General features: G+C 33.7%; 22 protein-coding genes and 2 other annotated features (1 of these 24 running past the window's edge). Of the genes, 1 reads left to right on the top strand and 21 read right to left on the bottom strand.

Features of this window, described 5'->3' with window-relative positions; translation table 11 throughout:
* Positions 1-340 precede the first annotated feature (340 nt).
* The 17 genes from A4G25_RS01240 to A4G25_RS01165 form a co-directional block, all read right to left on the bottom strand.
* Positions 341-859 carry an adenine phosphoribosyltransferase gene (locus A4G25_RS01240; RefSeq protein ID WP_047131836.1) on the bottom strand — a complete coding sequence of 173 codons (519 nt, stop codon included), beginning with the start codon at positions 857-859 and terminating at the stop codon, positions 341-343.
* Between the two features lie 19 nt (positions 860-878).
* Complete coding sequence (recJ, locus tag A4G25_RS01235; protein ID WP_047131837.1) at positions 879-3,155, bottom strand: single-stranded-DNA-specific exonuclease RecJ; 2,277 nt, start codon at positions 3,153-3,155, stop codon at positions 879-881.
* A gap of 134 nt (positions 3,156-3,289) precedes the next feature.
* A complete protein-coding gene (gene secDF / locus A4G25_RS01230; protein ID WP_047131838.1) occupies positions 3,290-5,566 on the bottom strand; it encodes a protein translocase subunit SecDF in 2,277 nt (758 codons plus the stop codon).
* Positions 5,567-6,017: 451 nt separating this feature from the next.
* Positions 6,018-6,278, bottom strand: coding sequence for a preprotein translocase subunit YajC (gene yajC / locus A4G25_RS01225; protein WP_082107853.1), 261 nt, complete (start codon positions 6,276-6,278; stop codon positions 6,018-6,020).
* Between the two features lie 13 nt (positions 6,279-6,291).
* On the bottom strand, positions 6,292-7,434 hold the full coding sequence (gene tgt / locus A4G25_RS01220) for a tRNA guanosine(34) transglycosylase Tgt (protein WP_015900497.1): 1,143 nt from the start codon (positions 7,432-7,434) through the stop codon (positions 6,292-6,294).
* A gap of 15 nt (positions 7,435-7,449) precedes the next feature.
* Entirely contained in the window at positions 7,450-8,475 is a 1,026-nt protein-coding gene (queA, locus tag A4G25_RS01215) for a tRNA preQ1(34) S-adenosylmethionine ribosyltransferase-isomerase QueA (protein WP_047131840.1), read from the bottom strand.
* Complete coding sequence (gene ruvB, locus A4G25_RS01210) at positions 8,465-9,481, bottom strand: Holliday junction branch migration DNA helicase RuvB (protein WP_047131841.1); 1,017 nt, start codon at positions 9,479-9,481, stop codon at positions 8,465-8,467. Before ruvB ends, queA begins: the two co-directional genes overlap by 11 nt.
* 24 nt (positions 9,482-9,505) lie before the next feature.
* Positions 9,506-10,111 (bottom strand): Holliday junction branch migration protein RuvA, encoded by a 606-nt coding sequence (gene ruvA, locus A4G25_RS01205; RefSeq protein WP_047131842.1) that lies wholly within the window; start codon positions 10,109-10,111, stop codon positions 9,506-9,508.
* 12 nt (positions 10,112-10,123) lie between these two features.
* A complete protein-coding gene (locus A4G25_RS01200) occupies positions 10,124-10,579 on the bottom strand; it encodes an ACT domain-containing protein (protein WP_047131843.1) in 456 nt (151 codons plus the stop codon).
* 10 nt (positions 10,580-10,589) lie between these two features.
* The gene (obgE, locus tag A4G25_RS01195; protein WP_047131844.1) at positions 10,590-11,882 is read right to left on the bottom strand and encodes a GTPase ObgE; all 1,293 of its coding nucleotides are present in this window, start codon (positions 11,880-11,882) and stop codon (positions 10,590-10,592) included.
* A 131-nt stretch (positions 11,883-12,013) separates the two neighbouring features.
* Positions 12,014-12,298 carry a 50S ribosomal protein L27 gene (gene rpmA, locus A4G25_RS01190; RefSeq protein ID WP_015900503.1) on the bottom strand — a complete coding sequence of 95 codons (285 nt, stop codon included), beginning with the start codon at positions 12,296-12,298 and terminating at the stop codon, positions 12,014-12,016.
* Between the two features lie 11 nt (positions 12,299-12,309).
* Entirely contained in the window at positions 12,310-12,630 is a 321-nt protein-coding gene (locus A4G25_RS01185) for a ribosomal-processing cysteine protease Prp (RefSeq protein WP_047131845.1), read from the bottom strand.
* A gap of 2 nt (positions 12,631-12,632) precedes the next feature.
* On the bottom strand, positions 12,633-12,941 hold the full coding sequence (rplU, locus tag A4G25_RS01180) for a 50S ribosomal protein L21 (protein WP_047131846.1): 309 nt from the start codon (positions 12,939-12,941) through the stop codon (positions 12,633-12,635).
* Between the two features lie 12 nt (positions 12,942-12,953).
* Positions 12,954-13,032 (bottom strand) — a sequence feature (ribosomal protein L21 leader region).
* Positions 13,033-13,064: 32 nt separating this feature from the next.
* The gene (mreD, locus tag A4G25_RS01175) at positions 13,065-13,586 is read right to left on the bottom strand and encodes a rod shape-determining protein MreD (protein ID WP_047131847.1); all 522 of its coding nucleotides are present in this window, start codon (positions 13,584-13,586) and stop codon (positions 13,065-13,067) included.
* Positions 13,586-14,425 (bottom strand): rod shape-determining protein MreC, encoded by an 840-nt coding sequence (gene mreC, locus A4G25_RS01170; protein ID WP_047131848.1) that lies wholly within the window; start codon positions 14,423-14,425, stop codon positions 13,586-13,588. Before mreC ends, mreD begins: the two co-directional genes overlap by 1 nt.
* 218 nt (positions 14,426-14,643) lie before the next feature.
* Positions 14,644-14,784, bottom strand: coding sequence for a hypothetical protein (locus A4G25_RS13030; RefSeq protein ID WP_165380054.1), 141 nt, complete (start codon positions 14,782-14,784; stop codon positions 14,644-14,646).
* Positions 14,785-14,870: 86 nt separating this feature from the next.
* A complete protein-coding gene (locus A4G25_RS01165; protein ID WP_047131849.1) occupies positions 14,871-15,335 on the bottom strand; it encodes a DUF4930 family protein in 465 nt (154 codons plus the stop codon).
* A gap of 148 nt (positions 15,336-15,483) precedes the next feature.
* Here A4G25_RS01165 and A4G25_RS13025 point away from each other — a divergent pair, with 148 nt between their 5' ends.
* Complete coding sequence (locus A4G25_RS13025) at positions 15,484-15,654, top strand: hypothetical protein (protein ID WP_015900510.1); 171 nt, start codon at positions 15,484-15,486, stop codon at positions 15,652-15,654.
* Positions 15,655-15,712: 58 nt separating this feature from the next.
* Here the strand turns inward: A4G25_RS13025 and radC are convergent, their stop codons facing one another.
* The 4 genes from radC to A4G25_RS01150 all read right to left on the bottom strand — a co-directional run bounded on the left by radC (position 15,713) and on the right by A4G25_RS01150 (position 21,232).
* The gene (radC, locus tag A4G25_RS01160; protein ID WP_047131850.1) at positions 15,713-16,393 is read right to left on the bottom strand and encodes a RadC family protein; all 681 of its coding nucleotides are present in this window, start codon (positions 16,391-16,393) and stop codon (positions 15,713-15,715) included.
* Positions 16,394-16,404: 11 nt separating this feature from the next.
* On the bottom strand, positions 16,405-17,112 hold the full coding sequence (locus A4G25_RS13365) for a prepilin peptidase (RefSeq protein ID WP_160298051.1): 708 nt from the start codon (positions 17,110-17,112) through the stop codon (positions 16,405-16,407).
* A 209-nt stretch (positions 17,113-17,321) separates the two neighbouring features.
* The gene (locus A4G25_RS01155; RefSeq protein WP_047131851.1) at positions 17,322-18,590 is read right to left on the bottom strand and encodes a bifunctional folylpolyglutamate synthase/dihydrofolate synthase; all 1,269 of its coding nucleotides are present in this window, start codon (positions 18,588-18,590) and stop codon (positions 17,322-17,324) included.
* An 11-nt stretch (positions 18,591-18,601) separates the two neighbouring features.
* On the bottom strand, positions 18,602-21,232 hold the full coding sequence (locus A4G25_RS01150; RefSeq protein ID WP_047131852.1) for a valine--tRNA ligase: 2,631 nt from the start codon (positions 21,230-21,232) through the stop codon (positions 18,602-18,604).
* A gap of 38 nt (positions 21,233-21,270) precedes the next feature.
* Positions 21,271-21,287 (bottom strand) — a binding site (T-box leader) (it continues 198 nt past the right edge of the window).

The following is a 21,287-nucleotide window of genomic DNA, read 5'->3' as shown; positions in this document are numbered from 1 at the left end:
AAATGTTCTTATGAGGTATGTTAAATAGAATCCAATTTGAATTTATTTAAGTATTTAAAAAACTGCGAAAGGTTACCATCTCTCGCTTAAATACTTTACCTCGAACCTAATTTACCTATTAACCACATTTATTAAATAATACTTATATATTACTATAAATGGAAAGATAAATGAACCTTTTGCATTTATATACGTATTTTGAACCATGTTTGTTCTGACACTTATTGATACAACTGGCTTTATCATCATTTATCATACACAATTAATAACTCAAAAGAATAAGAATAAATCGCATACCACGACAATCGAGTAAGCGATTTATAATCATGTTGCTATTTAATTATTCATCATAAGAAATTAAACTTAAAACTTCGTAACCATCAAGCTTATCGATACCATGCAAGTATTTTAATTCTATAATAAAGGCAATACCTACAACAATACCACCTAATTCTTCTACAAGTTTAATTGTAGCTTCAATTGTTCCGCCTGTTGCTAGCAAATCATCAGTAATTAATACACGTTGACCTGGTTTAATGGCATCCTTATGCATCGTAAGTACATTAGTGCCATACTCTAAATCATATTCATAACGAATAACTTCACGTGGTAATTTTCCTTCTTTTCTTACAGGAGCAAATCCAATACCCATTGAATATGCAACCGGACAACCAATGATAAAGCCGCGTGCTTCAGGTCCGACAACAATATCCACTTGTTTTTCACGCGCAAATTCTACAATTTGATCTGTTGCATAACCATATGCTTCTCCATTATCCATGATTGTAGTAATGTCTTTGAAATCGACACCTTCTTTTGGCCAATCTTGTACTTCTGACACATATTGTTTTAAATCCATATTATCTATTTCCTCCTAATTACTTTGCTAGCTGGTCTTTAATCCAAAGTTTAACTTTTGAGAAATCATCGTAAAGTAAAAATTTTTCTACATCAATACGTTTCATTCTTGCTTGATAGAGACGACTAGAAGTAATTTCTTTCTTTTCTACATCTTTGTTCACAGTTATTATACCATTATTATCTTTAATGAAATTTAATTCATTAAAAACTTTAAGCATAAAGATTAGAACTTGCGGTTTCACATTCAGGTACTCACTTAATTGCATACCATCCTGTTTTAAATCCACTTCATTTTTTGCAAGCAATGCTTTATAGCAAGCTTTGAATTTATCTAGGTTCGGTAATCCATCAAAATAAATTGAATTTTGATGATTCAACTCTAAAATAATTTGGCTTTCTACAATTGAAGTTAAAGTCGATTGCATAGACTCAATTGTAAGTGGCAATTCTTTAAAAACATAACGCTCATATTGGTTAGGAATCATATCCCCATAAAAATATTGATGTTCATGGTCTTTATTTGATTTTTTGTTAACAATTTCAGCTGTAAGCAAATCGTCATTTGAAATAATATGTTGTCTGGCTTTGCCTCTGAAATCTAAAATTTGAAGTGCCTCTGATGCCATATCTTGAACCATAAATTGGGGAGATTGATTACCATTCCATTCATTGATTTGTAACGTACCAATCATGTTAATGGGCTGATTGGGTTCAATTTGATTTGCATATTCACCATGCTGCCAATAAAGGCTTTGAATTTTTGAGTCGCCAATTGTCATTTTAAGGTGCTTGCCTTCTTGTCCTATTCCCTTTGCTTGAACAATTTTAGCATTATTCAATTGAAAAAGCGGACTTGTGAAATCTGTCCCAAAAGGTCTCAGTTTTTGAATATCTCTAATATTTTTTACTGTAATTTCGTTTTCTTCCAAAAGTAAGTCCACAGTTTTTCGTGGAGAAAGGTCCTTTTCTTTTGAAATTTCTTTCATGTGCTCATTCAGTGCAACGCTCAACTTTTCTATATTTTCGATAGGCAGCGTCATTCCTGCAGCCATATGATGACCGCCGAATTTAGTTATTAATGCACGTTCTTTATCCAAAATGTCATACATTGATACTTGTTCAATACTTCTAGCTGAACCTTTTGCAAAATTTTGTGCCGTATCAATATTTAAAATAATCGTTGGCAAACCATATGTTTCAACGACCTTCGAAGCTGCAATTCCTAACACACCTTCGTGCCAATTCTCTTGTGCTAAGACAAGAAATTGATTACCTTTCTCTACTTGTTCGGCCGCCATTAATACAGCTTCATCCGATATTTCTTTAACAATATCTTTTCTTTCTTGATTGAAATGTTCAACTTGCTCAGCAAGAAACTCCGCTTCTTCATCATTATCAGACATCAGTAATTCAGCTGCTAAACTTGCATCATCTAATCTGCCGACCGCATTTAGTCTTGGTCCAATCACAAAGCCGATTGTTTCTTCAGTAATTGTATCTTTATAACCTGCATTATTTAACAATGCTTGAATCGATGGATATTGCGTTTGATTCAGTATATCTAGTCCATCTTGTACAATTGCACGGTTTTCATCAGTTAATGAGACCAAGTCAGCAATCGTACCAATAGCAGCTAACGCTGAATAATATGGCGAAGGATGATCTAATAAAGCTTGTGCTAATTTCAATGCAACACCTGCACCGCTTAAATATTTGAAAGGATAATTAAACTCTGGATGCATAGGGTGAACAATTGCAAAAGCTTCAGGTAATGTTTCTCCAATTTCATGGTGGTCTGTAAGTATAACATCCATACCTAATTCTTGAGCTGTTTTAATTTCAGAATGACCTTGTATACCGTTATCCACTGTTATGATAAGGTTAATACCTTCATCGTAGGCGTTTTTAAATGCTGCTTCATTCGGGCCGTAACCTTCTGTAAAGCGATTGGGTATGTACCAACCAACTTCAGCCCCTAATTCCTGTAAAACAGAAACTAAGATTGTAGTTGAAGTCACACCATCCGCATCATAATCTCCGTAAATTAAAATACGTTCATGATTATCAATTGCTTTATTGATACGATCAATTGCTTTTTTCATATCACTCATTGTATAAGGATCGTGCTTAATCGAGGATTTTTTTAATAAGGCTGCAATCTCTTGTTTATCCGTAATATTTTTACTTTCCATAATTTTACGGACAATAGGTGTTAATTTCATTTCTGATGCGATTTCATCTGAGATTTTATTAGTATTTTGTTGTAGGTCCCATTTAAATTTAGCTTTAATCATAAATCGGCTTCCCTCATTTCCACATGTCATTATACAAAAGAACGCTCTAAATAAAAAGCAACTTCTCTATCTTAACATTTTTTAAATAGAAAAACTCCCGGAAAGAATTCCGGGAGCTCAATAACAAATATAAATTATACAAGTATTTTTTCATCGTTACTGCGTTTTTCACGATAAACCACTAATTTATGGTCTGGTGATTTCTTAAGTTGACGTTTTTTCATCATACCCCATAACGGAACTGCGATAAAGATAGATGAGAATACACCAGAAATCAATCCGATAAGCAACGCTAATGAGAAGTTGAAGATACTAGAAGCACCGAATATCAATAGTGCAACTACTACAATTACAACTGTTAATACTGTATTTATAGATCTTGTCATTGTTTGTCTGATTGAATGGTTTACAATACGATCAATTTGTTCAGGCTTTGTGATTACTTTGATTTTACGCAAGTTCTCGCGAACCCTGTCGAACGTCACAATTGTATCGTTGATTGAATAACCGATAATTGTCAGTACGGCTGCGATAAATGTTACATCAACTTCTAATCTGAATAAGCTGAACACTGCAACAATCATAAAGGCGTCATGTAGTAATGCCAATATTGATGAAAGTCCCATGCGCCATTCAAATCGTAATGAAATGTAAATAATCATACCGATTGAAGCGTATATTAATGATAATAATGCGTTCTTAGCAATTTCTTGACCGATAACAGGTGATACTGTATTTACAGTCGGATCATTGCCGAATTTTTTATTTATCGTTGTTTTAACTTTAGCAACTTCATTTTTACTTAAATCATGCTTGAATTGAACAGAAGCACTATCGTTATTTCCAGATAGAGAAACTTGGTCAGGTTTCATACCTGCTTTTTCCAACGTACTCGTTACACTTTGTTGTGTTATCTTATGATCTGCTTTCATATCAACACGAGTACCGCTCGTAAAGTCAATTCCTAAATTCAATTTGAAAATGAAGAGAATAATTACGCCAGCTAAAATAACAATACCGCTGAACCAAAACAATGGTTTGGCCAATTTCATAAAGTTCCAATGATCATATGGTGTTTTCAATTCATACACATCGATTCCTTCACTGAGGTCATGTCTGTCTTTCTTATTAACACCAAATAACCAGAAACTTTTCTTAAAGTAATTTGATTGTACTAGCAATGATAATAAGATACGTGTTAAGAATACTGCTGTAACGAAACTCATTAATATTGCAAGCAATAGCATTGTAGCAAAACCTTTTACAGCACTTTCACCAAAGAAGAACAATACAGCTGCTGCTAATACAGTTGTTAAGTTGGCATCAAGTATTGTAATAAAGGAGCTTTTATTCGCTTTATGGAAAGCTTGTTTGAGGGTTCTTCCAATCCTCAATTCATCTTTTATACGTTCATACATAATAATGTTAGCATCTACTGCCATACCTACACCTAATACCAACGCGGCTAATCCTGGCAATGTTAACACACCATGTATAAAGTTAAATGCTACAAGCGTGATGTAAATATATGTTGTTAATGTAATAACAGCAATAATACCTGGCAATCTATAGAAGCCGACCATGAATAGATAGATAATGCCGACACCTAATAATGAACCGAAAATTGTTTTATCTAATGCATCTTGACCGAACTGTGCACCAACTGAGTTAGAATATAATTCTTTCAAGTGAACTGGCAATGAACCAGAGTTCAATAAGTCAGCAATTTGTTTTGCTTTTTGAACACCTTTTTCACCATTGAATCCACCAGAAATTTCAACACTGTCTGAATTGATTGGTTGGTCTACTGATGCAGCTGATACATATTTAGGATCTTTTTTATCTTTTTCTTTTTGATAACTGTCGCCTTTTTCATAATCTAACCAAACGACCATCACGTTATCTTTACGTTTAGAAATCTCTTCTGTTACCTTTTTGAATTTCTTACTATCTTTCAGTTTAAAAGTAACGGCAGGTTGGTTTGTATTTTGTTTGAATTCTTGTTTTGCAGAACCTTGGACTAAATCTTTACCTGTCAATTTAACATGATCATCAGAATCACGAATTGTCAAATTGGCTTGAGAAGATAAGATGTCTCGTGCTTCATTTTGATTTTTAACACCGGCTAATTGAACACGAATCCGATTATTATTTTCAACTTGAATTTTAGGTTCGGAAACTCCGAGTACATTGACCCTATTTTCTAAAGTTTTAGCTGTCGCTTGAACAGCCTTATCGTCAATTTTCTCACCTTTTTCGAGTGGATTAACTTGATATAAAACTTCAAATCCACCTTGAAGGTCCAATCCTAAACGGACGTCTTTAACTACACTCTTATAGGTTGCTGCCATACCTGCAAAAAGCAGAACAACCAACAGTAAGAATGTAATTATTCTACTGTTTTTCTTCACATGAACACCTCATTATTTACTTATGTAAATAGCATACTCGATTATTCAAACCTACTGCAAGTCAAAACAGAACAAATAACACGTTTCTCGTTCAATTGCAGTAATTGAATGAACTTTACAAGCGTACTATAACTTTACTTAACTTTCAAAACACCCGATTTTATAAATTTAATCGACGCAAACGCAATAGATTTAAAAACGTATTACTTTAAGTGTTGTTTATAATATTAAATTTAGAGTTAAGTCGTGTACCAATGCTTCATTATACACGCTATTTTTTCTTTTTAAAACATTGTATTAAAAACGCAACGCAAAAGTAATATTCCTTACAATTAAAAACACCTCCTATTATATCCCGAAGATAAATAGGAGGTGTTTATATAATCAATATTATGTATATAGGAAAGCCCTTAACCTTGTAACCTATATGCATTCAATATTGTTTTAATATTTAGTCTGGATTTACTTGTTTGATTGCAGGCTTTTCAAAAGTTAATTGAGTGCCTTTATCGTTTACAGAAATCACGACTGTAGTTTCATCTAAAGAACGTACAACACCTTTAATACCACCAATTGTAGTTACGTGTTGACCCGCTTCTAAACGGTTAATCATTTCGCGGTGTTCCTTTTGACGTTTTTGTTGTGGTCGAATCATAAAGAACCACATAAGAGCTAATAATGCAATAGGTAAAATAAGACCAGTTAAATTCACAAACATTACTCCTTTAAAAGTTTTTAGGATTTTCTACATTCAATCCATATTGCTCAAAGAATTCCTCTTTAAAATCTAAAAGACGATCTTCCCTAATGGCCTGTCTGATATCCTCCATTAATTTTAACAGAAAATAAAGATTATGGTAAGTAGTAAGACGTATACCGAAAGTTTCTTCGGCTTTAATTAAATGTCTTAAATATGCGCGTGAATAATTACGACATGTATAACAATCGCAATTAGGATCAAGCGGTCCTAAATCATCGGCATACTTTGCATTTTTAATGACCACACGACCTTCTGATGTCATACAAGTACCATTACGCGCAATTCGTGTCGGTAATACACAATCAAACATGTCCATACCTCGAATACTGCATTCAATTAATGCATCGGGTGATCCGACACCCATTAAATAACGCGGTTTATCTTTAGGCATAAATTGTTCAGTGTGTTCCACCATATCATACATGACAGGTTTAGGTTCGCCCACTGACAACCCACCAATTGCGTACCCAGGAAAATCTAATTTGACCAGTTCTTCAGCACTTTGTTGGCGTAAATCTTTATATTCACCGCCTTGAATAATACCGAATAGTGCTTGGTCTTCAGGACGTGCATGTGCTTTTAGACAACGTTCCGCCCATCTTGTCGTTCTTTCTATAGAATCTTTGACATATTTGTATTCAGCTGGCATCGGCGGACATTCATCAAAAGCCATCATAATATCTGAACCTAGATCATTTTGGATTTCCATTGATTTTTCAGGGCTTAAAAATAGCTTAGAACCATTTTTATGGTGTCTGAAATATACGCCTTCTTCTGTGATTTTTCTCAAGTTACTCAAGCTGAATACTTGGAAACCGCCAGAATCTGTTAAAATTGGTCCATCCCAATTCATAAATTGATGCAGTCCGCCCGCGCGTTTAATTAATTCATTTCCAGGTTGTAACCATAGATGGTATGTATTACCTAAAATGATTTTTGCATTGATGTCATGCAATTCTTCCGGACTCATTGTTTTTACTGTGGCTTTGGTTCCTACTGGCATAAACATTGGTGTTTCAAAAGAACCATGAGGTGTGTGTACAATACCGAGTCTTGCTCCAGATTGTTTACACGTTTTTATGTGTTCATATGTTACTGCAGGCTTCACCTGTTTTCAACTCCCTTAAATAATTAGCATCGCATCACCGAAGCTGAAGAAACGATATTTCATTTCTACGGCTGTACGGTATGCATGTAAGATATACTGTCTTGAACTGAAAGCAGAGACCAACATCACTAAAGTTGATTTCGGCAAATGGAAGTTTGTAATCAATCCATCAATTGCTTTGAATTCAAATCCAGGATAAATAAAAATATCAGTCCATCCGCTTGCAGCAGTAAATCTATCATAATCTCGGCGAATCGTTTCTAAAGTTCGTGTAGATGTTGTTCCGACAGAAATAATGCGCTTGTCGTTTTGCTTGGTTTGGTTTAATAAATCAGCTGTTTCTTGTGTCATTTGGTAATATTCGCTATGCATTTCATGGTCGTCTATATTATCTACACTTACAGGTCTGAATGTACCTAAACCTACATGTAAAGTGATGAAAGCAAGATTCACACCTTTAGCTTTCAGTTCATCTAATAATTCATCTGTAAAGTGAAGACCAGCCGTCGGTGCAGCGGCTGAACCTGTCGCTTTAGCATAGACTGTTTGATATCTGTCTTGGTCTTCTAAGCGTTCTTTGATATATGGAGGTAAAGGCATTTCACCAAGTTCGTCTAAACGTTCTTGTAAAATTCCATCATATGAAAGACGCATAATTCTGCCGCCTTGTTCTAGTTCCTCAATACATTCTGCTTCTATTTTTCCTTCGCCAAATGATAACTTTTGACCGACTTTAATCCTTTTGGCAGGTTTAAGCAATACTTCCCAATCATCGCCTTCAATTTGTGTCAGCATCAACATTTCAACTTTGGCTTTAGTTTCTTGTTTAACACCGAACAATCTGGCTGGCATTACTTTTGTATCATTTAATACTAATGTATCTCCTGGATTAATATAATCAATAATATCTTTAAAATGACGATGTTCTAATTCACCATTTTCTTTATGCAGCACTAATAATCGACTTGTATCTCTGTCTTTTAAAGGTGTCTGTGCTATCAACTCTTCTGGCAAATCATAATCAAATTCTTCAATATTCAAAATTGTCCCTCTTTCTATTCTTCGCTTCAAAATGCTCATATGCTAATGGTGTTGCTTTTCGTCCTCTTGGCGTACGTTCTAGGAAACCTTTTTGTATCAAAAATGGCTCATAGACATCTTCAATCGTAATTCTTTCTTCTCCGATTGAAACAGCAATTGTATCTAAGCCAACTGGACCACCATTGTATTGATTGATAATACAATTCATCATTTTATGGTCAATATAATCTAATCCATAATCATCGACTTGTAATAATTGCAATGCACGTTTAGTTGTTTCGATGTAAATCATGTCATCTTCATTGACTTGTTGGAAGTCTCTGACTCGTTTTAGGAGACGATTGGCTATCCTTGGTGTGCCGCGACTTCTTTTAGCTAATTCAATCGCACTTTCTTCGTCTATTTTTGTGTTTAGAACTTCTGCTGTACGAATAATGATATCTTTCAACTCAGATTCTTTATAATATTCTAAGCGCAAATGTACACCGAAGCGATCACGAAGCGGTCCTGTTAAGCTTCCTGCTCTTGTTGTTGCTCCAACTAATGTGAAAGGAGGTAAATCAATTCGAATACTTCTAGCTTCTTCACCTTTTCCAATTACAATATCTAAATAAAAATCTTCCATTGCTGGATATAATACTTCTTCAACTACACTGCTAAGTCGATGTATTTCATCTATAAACAATACATCACCAGGTTGTAAACCAGATAATATAGCAGCTAAATCTCCAGGACGTTCAATTGCTGGTCCTGTTACAGTACGAATGTTGACTTCCATTTCATTAGCAATAATATTTGATAGCGTTGTTTTACCTAAACCTGGGGGACCAAATAATAAAACATGATCGAGCGGCTCTTCTCTCAACTTAGCTGCTTTGATAAATACTTCCAAATTCGATTTAATAGAAGCTTGACCAATATATTGTTTTAAGAAATGAGGTCTTAATGATAATTCAAATGATGATTCATCTTCATGCAGTGATTGGTCTACCATTCTATCATCCATTTCTGTCCCCTCCATTTCGTTATATTATGAAACAAGTATTTTTAAGCCTGCTTTTACAGCTTCATCTACTGAAGTATATGATTCAGCTTGCAGTTTTTTCTCAACTTTATTTAATTCACGTTTAGAATAACCCAATGCCTCCAAAGCTAATAAAGCTTCATCTAAGATAGGTGATGCTTGATTAGTTTCAGGACCGCCGAAGTTGAGTAATGTCTCGGAATTTTCCTCAGTAATTTGAACTTTGCCTTTCAAATCTAAAATAATTTGACGTGCTGTTTTTTTACCGATTCCAGGAAACTTCGTTAAATAGGCCTCATTTTCATTTTCTATTCCGATTTTAACTTCATTAGGTGTACTTGCAGCCAAAATTGCTAAAGCAGACTTGGGACCGATACCTGTTACTTTATTTAAGCTTAAAAACATGTCTTTTTCTTCTTCGCTCATAAACCCATACAATAATTGTGCATCTTCTCTCACAACTAAAGAAGTATATATAGTCACTTCTTGCTGATAATACTGTTGAAATCTGTAAGAGTTAGGGGTTTGAATTTCATAACCCACACCATTTGTTTCTACAACAACGTGTGTTGGAAATAATTGTGATAACTTACCTTTTATATATGCGTACACGTGGTCACTTCCTTACATCGACATACTGATTATTTCAACTTTATATACATTGTCTAAATTACGTAATTCAAAGATAACATCTTCAATAGAAGTTGGACTGCCAGCTGAATTGATAGATAACGTAATAGTTGCTTTATCTTCCATAGGTATACTTTGATGAATCGTAAGTACTGACATATGGATTTGTGAAATAGTATTTAAAACTTGGGCGAGCATACCGACTTTATCATGTACATAAAGTATAATTGTAAACTCTTTAGTTTCTTCAACCTTTTCATCTAAGGGAAAAATTGTGTCTTTATATTTATAAAAAGCACTACGAGATAGCCCAAATTCTCTAACAGCTTCATATATTGAGAGTTCAGGATTTTCTTTAAGTGCATCCTTAATTTGCAATGTTTTAATAACTGACTCTGGCAACACATCTTCTCGTATCAAATAGAACTTTTTAACATTTTTCTCGTCCACTTAGACACCTCTATTCCACAAATTCAAACTCTCCACCAAGTATTCGAACAATATCACCATTTTTAGCGCCGCGTTCTCTTAATGCATCATCAATACCCATTGAACGCATTTGACGTGCGAATCGTCTTACAGCAGGATCACTATTAAAGTCAGTCATCTTGAACATACGTTCAATTGCTTTACCACTAACAACATAAGCTGCGTCATCATCACGAGTGATTGTGAATGTATCTTGTGAAGGTGTATGTTTGTATAACACTCTGTTAACACCAAGTGCTTCATCGTCTTCTTTAGTAAAGTCAACATCTTTATATTCATCCAATTTATCAGCAATTGCATAAAGTAATTGGTCTATGTTTTCTTTAGTGTATGCAGAAATAGGAATAATCTCTACATCATCGCCTACTTCTTCTTTAAATAATTCTAAATTATCTTCGGCATCTGGTAAGTCCATTTTATTCGCAACTATAATTTGAGGTCGATCTTCTAGATGTTGGCCATAAGATTCTAATTCTTTATTAATTGTTTTATAATCTTCAAGTGGATCTCTGCCTTCTGAACCGCTCATATCAATAACATGTACAATTACTTTCGTTCTTTCGACATGTCGTAAAAATTGATGGCCTAATCCTACACCTTCTGAAGCACCTTCAATTAAACCAGGTAAGTCTGCTAATACAAAACTTCTTCCATCTGGTGTAGAAACCACACCTAAATTAGGTTTGATTGTAGTAAAATGGTAAGCGCCAATTTTCGGTTTTGCCTTTGAAACAACAGAAAGTAACGTTGACTTTCCAACACTTGGAAAACCTACCAGACCAACATCGGCTAATAATTTCAATTCTAATGTTACTTCTATTTCTTCACCAGGTTCACCATTCTCACTGAAATCTGGTGCTGGGTTTCTCGGAGTGGCAAAACGCGAGTTACCACGACCGCCTCGTCCACCTTTTGCGACTACTGCACGTTGACCTGCTTCTACTAAATCTGCTAAAACTTCTTCTGTTTCTGCATCTTTAATTAATGTGCCTGGCGGTACTTTGAGTACTAAATCTTCAGCATTTTTTCCATGCATCTTACTGCCTTGTCCGCCTTCACCACGTTTTGCTTTGAATTGGCGCTGGTATCTAAAATCAAGTAAAGTTCTTAGACCTTCGTCCACTTCAAATATAACAGAAGCTCCACGACCGCCGTCACCGCCTGCTGGACCTCCGAATGGAACATATTTCTCTCTTCTGTATGCTGTAATTCCATTACCGCCGTCTCCTGCTTTTAATAATATTTTGACTTGATCGACAAACATGTTTCTCACCTCTTTTTTATTATTTTCCGTTTGAAATATCTTAATTATTATATCATTTTTCCTGTATTCAGAGAAATAAAGACAAAAATAAAACACCAGAAGTATGACTTCTGGTGTTACGTTAACAAAAATTACTCAGCTACAGCGTAAACTGAAACTTGTTTTTTGTCACGGCCTTTGCGTTCGAATTTAACAACGCCGTCGATTTTAGCGAATAATGTATCGTCGCCACCACGACCTACATTTTCACCAGCGTAAATTTTAGTTCCGCGTTGACGGAATAAAATTGAACCGCCTGTTACGAATTGACCGTCAGCACGTTTAGCGCCAAGACGTTTAGATTCAGAGTCACGTCCGTTTTTTGTAGAACTTACCCCTTTTTTAGATGCGAAGAATTGCAAGTTTAATTTTAACATCTGAGTACACCTCACTTATAATTTAATTTTATATTATCGTGATACTCATCTTCAATTGTTTGAAGTGAGACGAGCATTGCTTGCAAGATTAATTGTGCTTTTTCATCGTTAACTTGAACACTTCTGTAATGGAAATAACCTCCATCATCATCGTAATCAATATCAGGTCTTTCAGATGTTAATCCCATGATGGCGTTAACACTTCCAAACAAAACTGCTGAGGCACCAGCACAGACAATATCATGACCATACTCGCCATGTTCAGCATGACCATCCATGATGACATCTGTTACTTGACCATCTTCATTTAACGATATATCAATATTAATCATTATTAAGCGTTGATTTTGTCAATTGTTAATTTAGTGTATGGTTGACGATGGCCTTTTTTACGTTTAGAGTCTTTACGACGTCTGTAAGTAAACACAGTAATTTTTTTACCGCGACCTTGTTTATTTACTGTAGCAGATACTGTAGCACCTTCTACTGTTGGAGCACCAACTTTTACAGAGTCTCCACCTACAAATAATACTTTGTCAAAAGTAAAAGCATCGCCTTCATTTACGTCTAATTTTTCTACGTAGATTTCTTGACCTTCTTCTACTTTAATTTGTTTACCGCCTGTTTCGATAATAGCAAACATACTTTGCACCTCCTATATAATAAGTCACGCCATATATAGGTGATATTTTATAAATATACTTAAACCTATATTTGAGCGGTTGTATGTAGCTATAAACTACTCAACTGCTAAAGCTTACCATCCTCAAGCTTGTCTGTCAATTGAAGAATCTAATTTTTTTATAAGTTTTCTTGCTGGCACAAAAAGAATGAGTAGTAATAATAAATTAATAACAGCAGTCGGTATGATTCTCAATAAAATGAAATCAAAGAAGTTGAAATGGATAATACCTAACAATCCATAAATAATCACTGTATAAATTTCAAAAATAATAATAAAAATCCAAATCCCGAAGAAAACCATTGAATGATCTCGATAGTATACTTTAAAGAAATAATCCATCAAAACAACGAACAGAACATAACCGAAAGTATTAAGTCCATAAATTGTTCCATAATACAAATCCGTTGTCAGACCGAAAATAATAGCTAAAGTAATTGCAATACTCGGTTTCTTATAGATAGTAAGAATCAAAAGATACATCAATAAAAGATGTGGCACAAAGACAATTTCTTTATTTCCTATATTCATAGGTATTATCAGTGCAATTATTGAATCAACATAAAATAAAAATGCCCCAAATAAAAAATAACAGAATGTGCGCATTATTGCTCACCGCTTTCATCCGGTAACGTTTTCGGATTTCTCTTTGCAACATATACATGATCCAAGTCACTTAAGTTTGCAGCTGTTTTAACACGTACTTCTTTAGCGAGTCCATATTCATCATTATCAACTTTAGTAACTTCACCAATATATAAATTGCTTGGAAGTTGATTCGCAAGACCACTAGTTACTACTTTATCACCTTTGCTAATTTTGTCTTTATTATCAATATCACTAATCACAAGTTCGTTTGTTTTACGATCAAAATGGTTAATCAAACCAAAAACATTTTCAGATTTATGTTGAATATTTACTGAAATTTTTCCAGCTCTTGAATTCGTAGAAAGTAAATCAACTTGTGATGAGAATTGATTCACTTTAGAAATACGACCAACTAAACCTTCAGAGGTAATTACTGCCATGTTGTTTTTTACTCCAGCTTTCTCCCCTTTATCAATAATTGCTTTGTTCATCCATTGGTCTGGATTTCTAGCAATAACTGTTGAACTGATTGGATCGTATTCTGAAATGTCTTTGATCTTCAATTCTTTTCGAAAATTTTTATTTTCTGTTTTTAAACGTTGATTTTCTGTTTCTAACTGCTTAATTTTATTAGCATCTTTCTTAGAACTTTCCCCATCAAACAATCCGTTAATTGACCCTGTAACGATATGTATTGGATAGGATATTGCACGTTGCGGAACAGATACTGTATCACCTACATATTGCTCCACAGAAGATTGATGATGTGATCTGATCGATAATCCTATCAAAGCTATAAATAGAATTAGAGAACAGAAAATAACAATCAACTTGTTATTTTTAAAAAACTTGGACAACCTGAACACCTCTAATACCTCAAAATTTCATATCATAACTTATTTTATATCACTGTACCAAGTAATTAAAGCACTAACCCCTTTTATTTATATATACTTTACATTAAAAAGGAGTATCGGCAAATTTATAGCTTCTAAATTTGCCGATACTCTATAAATAACTTGAAATTTTAATTCACCTTAAAAAATCAAATGAAATATCTTATTTAGTTAGCGAGTTATTTTTTTGCTTTATCCTCACTTTTTTCGTTATCTTTTTCATCTTCTTTATATAGCGTTTCTTCTTTTCTCCATTGCTCGAATAATTTTTGAGCTTTTGATTGTTCGTCAGCATTCTTTCCATTGTTTTGCTTACTCATACATAACCAACCCTCTCTAAAATTGATTCAACCATAGGTTAACGTAATCATATTTCTTTTTCAAGATTATCACTTACAACAAAATTTTAATAAGCGTTCATTGGTTTCATTTCAATATTTTGATGAAGTGCATTTAAATCTTGTTGCAATTCAATTTCAGTTGCATAAACACGGATTTCATCGGAGCCGAATTGATACATTATAAATTGGTTGCCTCGTTGTCCAATTAAATACTTGTCATTGTAACCCATTCTGCTTAAATCACTGACATGCATAAATTCTTTTTTATTTATCATGTTAAATATATTTTTAACTTGGCTTGCAGGCATATTATTAAGCAAATCATTTTCTTCCACTGCATAATGTTGTCCAGGCTTAAATTCATCAACTGGAACACTTTCATTACTATAAGATGAATGTACTCCTTTATTACCTACAGGGTTCCATTCTTGATCTTTCAAAAATGGCGCATATTTCAATGCAAAAAATACGATAACAATGATACCTGCTACAGCGATGATATTTTTTATCAAATTTAAAATAAACCTCATTTTTGCACCGCCTATTATTCTTATCCATTTATTTTAAAATATAGCATGAATTTATACATCGGCCTAGAGAATGATAACCTTAATATGACTCTGGTCTGATGCGTAAGTGAAACAAATAAGCTAAAATTAAATAAAAGGAGTGGCATCGATGACAATTTTATCATTAATTTTACTTGTATTACTTGTAGTTTTACTATTTAGAGTTGGATTGTCAATATTAAGATTTTTAATCAAAGCCGGAATACTCGTATTAATTATATATTTAGCTTATCAAGGTGTCATTTGGATTATGGCATATATACAAAATCATCCGCTTTAATTTTAATATTCTAGATTTAAATACCAAACCTAATTGCGCTAAAGCAGTTAGGTTATTTTTAGTCGTCAAAATATCCACCTTCAACCATACTTAAATACTTTGCATCACCGATAATAATATGATCAAGCAGTTCTATTCCTAAAACTCTCCCGCATTCTTGCAATCGCTTTGTAGTCAAAATATCTTCTTTAGAAGGAGTAACATCTCCTGAAGGATGATTATGTACTACGATTATCGCATTACTTGACCATTTGATTGCTGCTTTAAATACTTCACGCGGATGTACGATTGAAGAATTTAAAGTTCCTACAAATATCACTTCATGACGTATTACTACATTTTTAGAATTTAAAAACAACACTTCAAATTGCTCATGTGTCAAATGCATCATTCTGGACAAAAAATAATCAGCTGCATCTTGCGGGGAAGTTATTTTTACTTTTGCATCTAAATCGGGTACATACATTCTCTCTCCAAGTTCAAATGCTGCTTTTAAAATGATTGCTTTGTTCAATCCTATTCCCTTAACTTTCATAATATCATTCAATGATAATAACTTAAGTTCTTTCAAACTTCTTGCCATCTTTATCAAATCCTGAGCCACTTCGATACTCGAATGTCCTTTTCGGCCTGTATTAATTAATATAGCGAGTAATTCTGAATCAGCTAAATGAGCTGCTCCTTTTGCCATGAGTTTTTCTTTCGGCTTATCGTTTTCTGGTAATTGTTTAATCATCATAAATATCACCCTTATATATAGAAATATCTAACTAAAATAGGATAAAAAATCGAAATACACAAAAAAGATAAAAAGATATACGGAATAAGTGGAACTTTAGTTATCTTCTTTTTGAATATACGAATTATAAAAAATGAAAATATACCTGCGAGTATGAAAGTAATACAAAATAATAAGTAGAAAAATTGATAAGGTGTGACCAGAGTGAAAAGAGAAAATATAGCAATATCGCCATATCCTATACTTGATTTTGAAAAAATGAATAGTAAATGCAAGAGAATTATTAAACTTATTTGATCAATAAAAATATGATTGGATAATACTATGATTACAATATACATAATAAGAATAAAATGGAGTGGAATTGAATAGGTTTGAATATCATAAAGTGCTGCGGTTAATAATAAAAGATAGGAAGCTACAAAAAGAGTAGAACTCAAACTAAGAAGATGATTGTAAATCAATATGACGGGGAGTATGGCAGCCAATTCGCCAAGGAGATGAATGAAAGGAATATTCTTTTTACAATAATGACATTTACCTTTTAAAAATATAAAACTAAATATAGGTATCAAATCGACGAATCTTAATACATGACTGCAATTTTCACATTTCGAACGTAATCTCAAATAAGAAAAGTCTAATTTGCTAACATGACAAAGTTGTAAAAGAAAGCTTTCTAAAACTACACAAAAAACGCCCGAAAAAATAAACGACAATATATGAATCCCCCTTTTCTAATTGATATAGATGATTATATCGGCTCTATATTTTAGAATCAATTAATTTAATTATAAAAATTGTTTTATAAAAAAACGTGGAGGTTATGTTCTATTTTTTCATTTTTCACATGCACTTATCATAAAAAATACAAACAGTAAAAAGGAGATGAAGCACATAGTGAGTGTGTTTCATCTCCTTTATTAATTTAAGAATTAAAATTTACTTTTGCCTTAACTTCACTAATAAAATATAGACTACCTGTAATAATTAAAGCATCACCTTGATAATTTTCAATAAAATCAACATAATTATCAACTAAGATTGTTTCAAATGTTTCAGCATCTGCAGCAATTTCTTCTTTTGGTTTAGCTCTATGGAAATCAAAATCTGTCACATAAATATGATCTGAAATTGTTTTCAGTTCCTCTAACATATGAGAAATCGGTTTGCCACTCACAGCTGAAAACAAAATATCAACTTTTTCTTTGTCGTAATATTTTTTTATTGTGTCTATAAGTGCATCAACACTTTCATTATTATGAGCACCATCTATAATCATTAATGGTTCTTCTTTTACTTTTTCAATTCTTCCAGTCCAACTCACTTTTTCAATCGCATTAATCATTTTGTTGAAATCGAGTTCAATTTGACCTTGTTCAAATAAAATGATAAGTGCCGTAATTGCAAGTGCAGCATTTTCTTTTTGATGTTCACCCAACATATTTAAAGCGATATTTTCAAGTTCATAATCTTTAAAACGATAAATAAATTCATCTTCTTCAGAAACTATTGAAATGTCCCTATCTAATTCAAATGCAGGTGCATCTTGCTTTTCAGCATATTCTCTAAAATACTTTAAAGCTTCTTCATTTTTAACTGCATATACAAAAGGTACATGGTGTTTAATAATATCGCCTTTATCTTTTGCAATATCTAAATAACTTGAACCAAGTAGATCAGTATGATCTAAACCGATACTTGTGATAATAGACATGATAGGTGCAAACACATTAGTGGAATCATTTTTAATTCCCAATCCCGCTTCTATCACCACAAAATCAACTGGACGAATTTCTCCAAAATATAAAAACATCATGGTAGTTATAATTTCAAATTCAGTTGCAGTACCATATTCAGTTTCTGCTTCTAATGCTTCACTTACTGGTTTAACTCGCGATACCAACTCCACAATCACATCATTACTGACAGGTTCTCCATTTAAACTAATGCGTTCGTTAAATGTTTCAATGTATGGCGAAGTAAATGTACCGACATCATAACCATTTTCGACTAAGGCTGAACGTAAATAAGCAACAGTAGAACCTTTGCCGTTTGTTCCCCCTACATGGATACCATTAATGCGGTTTTCAGGATTGCCTAAACGTTGCAACATCCATTCCATACGCTTAGTGCCTGGTTTAATACCAAACTTATCCCTTTCATGGATCCAATATAAGCTGTCTAGGTAATTCATAATCAGGACTCCTATGCTTTTAATTGTTCAATTCTAGCTTTAACGCTATCAAATTTTTCTTGATAATCATGCTTTTTAGCTTTTTCTTCGTTGATGATTTTTTCTGGAGCTTTATTTACAAAGTTTTCATTAGATAATTTTTTATCAACACGATCTAACTCACTTTGCCATTTATCAAGTTCTTTTTCTAAACGTGCAATTTCTTTATCCATATCGATTAAACCTTCTAAAGGCAAGATAACTTCACCTGCGCCGACAACTGAAGTCATAGCTTTATCCAGTGTTTCAATGTCAGTAGAAATCACAAGCTCACTTGGATGTCCGAATCTTTCAAGATAGTGCTGATTTTCATCTAACATTTGTTTAATTTCAGCATCTTTCGTTTTAATATAAATCGGAATCGCTTTAGATAATGGTGTATTGACTTCTGAACGTGCTTGTCTTACAGCTTTAATGATTTCAACCACATATTGCATCGCTTGTTTACTTTCTTCAAACATGTATGCTTCTTCCACTTCAGGCCAAGCACTTGTCACGATTGTTTCACCGACATGCGGCAAGTTTTGCCAAATTTCTTCAGTCACAAACGGCATATATGGGTGCAGCATACGCATTGTACGATCTAATACATAACTTAAAACTGAACGTGTAACTTGTTTTTGCGCTTCATCTTCACCATTCATCGGAATTTTACTCATTTCAATGTACCAGTCACAGAATTCATCCCAAATAAAGTTATATAAAGCACGGCCTACTTCACCAAATTCATAGCGATCGCTTAAATCAGTGACAGTATTAATCGTTTCATTTAAACGTGTCAAAATCCATTTGTCAGCTAATGAAAGATTTTTACTTAAATCAATATCTTCAAATTTAAATTCTTCACCAATATTCATAATGCTGAAACGTGCAGCATTCCAGATTTTATTGATAAAGTTCCAAACAGATTCTACTTTTTCTGTTGAATAACGTAAATCATGACCTGGTGATGAACCTGTAGCCAAGAAATATCTTAAGCTGTCTGCACCATATTCATTGATAACATCCATAGGATCTACACCATTACCTAATGATTTACTCATTTTCCGGCCATCTTCAGCACGAACTAAACCATGTAATAATACATCATCAAATGGGCGTTCTCCTGTAAATTCAAGCCCTTGGAATATCATACGTGCTACCCAGAAGAAGATAATATCATATCCAGTTACAAGTGCATTTGTAGGATAATAACGTTGATAATCTTCAGATTCTACGTCAGGCCAACCTAATGTTGAGAATGGCCACAATCCGCTTGAGAACCAAGTGTCTAAAACATCTTCATCTTGAACCCAATTCTCTGCATCTTCTGGTTCAGTTTCACCTACATAAATCTCTCCAGTTTCTTTATGGTACCAAGCTGGTATTTGATGACCCCACCATAACTGACGAGAAATAGTCCAGTCTCTGATATTTTCCATCCATTGATTAAATGTATGTTCAAAACGGTCTGGTACAAAATTAATACGGTTGTCTGTTTTTTGATTATCTAATGCTTGTTTTGCGAGAGGTTCCATATTTACAAACCACTGTGTAGATAAATACGGTTCAACTACTGCACCAGTTCTCTCAGAGTGACCAACTGCATGCACATGATTTTCAATTTTAATGACTAAATCCTGGTCTTTTAAATCTTCCACTAATTGTGTACGGCATTCGAAACGATCCATACCTTCGTATTTGCCAGCCTTATCGTTCATCTTACCTTCTTCATCCATCACAATAATTGATTCCAAATTATGTCTTTGACCGATTTCAAAGTCATTCGGGTCATGTGCTGGTGTTACTTTCATTGCACCACTACCAAATTCAACATCTACATATTCATCTGCAAGAATAGGTAATTCACGGTTTACAATTGGTAAGATAACCTTTTTACCGATAACATCTTTATAACGTTCGTCATTAGGATTAACGACAATAGCTGTATCACCTAACATAGTTTCTGGACGTGTAGTCGCAATTTCTATATAACCTTCTCCATCTGCATACGGATATTTAAAATGATAGAATTTACCTTCCACATCTTCATGAACGACTTCAATATCTGATAAAGCAGTACGTGCTTCAGGGTCCCAGTTGATTATACGTTCACCACGGTATATCAGACCTTTATTATACATATCCACGAATACTTTTCTGACTGCTTTACTCAAACCTTCATCTAATGTAAAACGTTCTCTATCATAATCCAGGCCTAATCCTAATTTTGCCCATTGTTGACGAATGAAAGATGCATACTCATCTTTCCAACTCCAAACTTCTTCAAGGAATTTTTCGCGTCCAATATCATGTCTTGAGATACCTTGTTCATTTAATTTTGCTTCTACTTTAGCTTGAGTAGCAATACCAGCATGATCCATACCTGGTAGGTATAACGTGTCGTATCCTTGCATACGTTTCATTCTAGTTAGAATATCTTGTAAAGTTGTATCCCATGCGTGTCCTAAATGTAATTTACCAGTTACATTTGGGGGTGGAATAACAATTGTATATGTTTCTTTTGATTTGTCACCACTTGGTCTGAAATAACCTTTTTCAACCCATTCTTGATAACGTCCGGCTTCTACTTCAGTCGGATTATATTTCGGTTTCATTTCCATAGAGCTTCCTCCTTAAAAATAAAAACACCCGTTCCTAAATATAGGACGGATGTTC

The sequence above is a fragment of the Staphylococcus condimenti genome (genome assembly GCF_001618885.1).
GTDB classification, from domain to species: Bacteria; Bacillota; Bacilli; order Staphylococcales; family Staphylococcaceae; genus Staphylococcus; species Staphylococcus condimenti.
The sequence above is the reverse complement of the archived record's forward strand: the minus strand, read 5'-3'. Positions and strand labels throughout refer to the sequence as shown.

What these genes read in the sequence shown, in the direction of transcription:
- mreD (WP_047131847.1), bottom strand. Translation starts at nt 13,586, where the DNA reads ATGCGCACATTCTGTTATTTTTTATTTGGGGCATTTTTATTTTATGTT.
- A4G25_RS01150 (WP_047131852.1), bottom strand. Translation starts at nt 21,232, where the DNA reads ATGGAAATGAAACCGAAATATAATCCGACTGAAGTAGAAGCCGGACGT.
- A4G25_RS01240 (WP_047131836.1), bottom strand. Translation starts at nt 859, where the DNA reads ATGGATTTAAAACAATATGTGTCAGAAGTACAAGATTGGCCAAAAGAA.
- rpmA (WP_015900503.1), bottom strand. Translation starts at nt 12,298, where the DNA reads ATGTTAAAATTAAACTTGCAATTCTTCGCATCTAAAAAAGGGGTAAGT.
- A4G25_RS01165 (WP_047131849.1), bottom strand. Translation starts at nt 15,335, where the DNA reads ATGAGGTTTATTTTAAATTTGATAAAAAATATCATCGCTGTAGCAGGT.
- A4G25_RS13030 (WP_165380054.1), bottom strand. Translation starts at nt 14,784, where the DNA reads ATGAGTAAGCAAAACAATGGAAAGAATGCTGACGAACAATCAAAAGCT.
- A4G25_RS01185 (WP_047131845.1), bottom strand. Translation starts at nt 12,630, where the DNA reads ATGATTAATATTGATATATCGTTAAATGAAGATGGTCAAGTAACAGAT.
- recJ (WP_047131837.1), bottom strand. Translation starts at nt 3,155, where the DNA reads ATGATTAAAGCTAAATTTAAATGGGACCTACAACAAAATACTAATAAA.
- rplU (WP_047131846.1), bottom strand. Translation starts at nt 12,941, where the DNA reads ATGTTTGCTATTATCGAAACAGGCGGTAAACAAATTAAAGTAGAAGAA.
- radC (WP_047131850.1), bottom strand. Translation starts at nt 16,393, where the DNA reads ATGATGATTAAACAATTACCAGAAAACGATAAGCCGAAAGAAAAACTC.
- obgE (WP_047131844.1), bottom strand. Translation starts at nt 11,882, where the DNA reads ATGTTTGTCGATCAAGTCAAAATATTATTAAAAGCAGGAGACGGCGGT.
- A4G25_RS01155 (WP_047131851.1), bottom strand. Translation starts at nt 18,590, where the DNA reads ATGAATTACCTAGACAGCTTATATTGGATCCATGAAAGGGATAAGTTT.
- A4G25_RS13025 (WP_015900510.1), top strand. Translation starts at nt 15,484, where the DNA reads ATGACAATTTTATCATTAATTTTACTTGTATTACTTGTAGTTTTACTA.
- ruvB (WP_047131841.1), bottom strand. Translation starts at nt 9,481, where the DNA reads ATGGATGATAGAATGGTAGACCAATCACTGCATGAAGATGAATCATCA.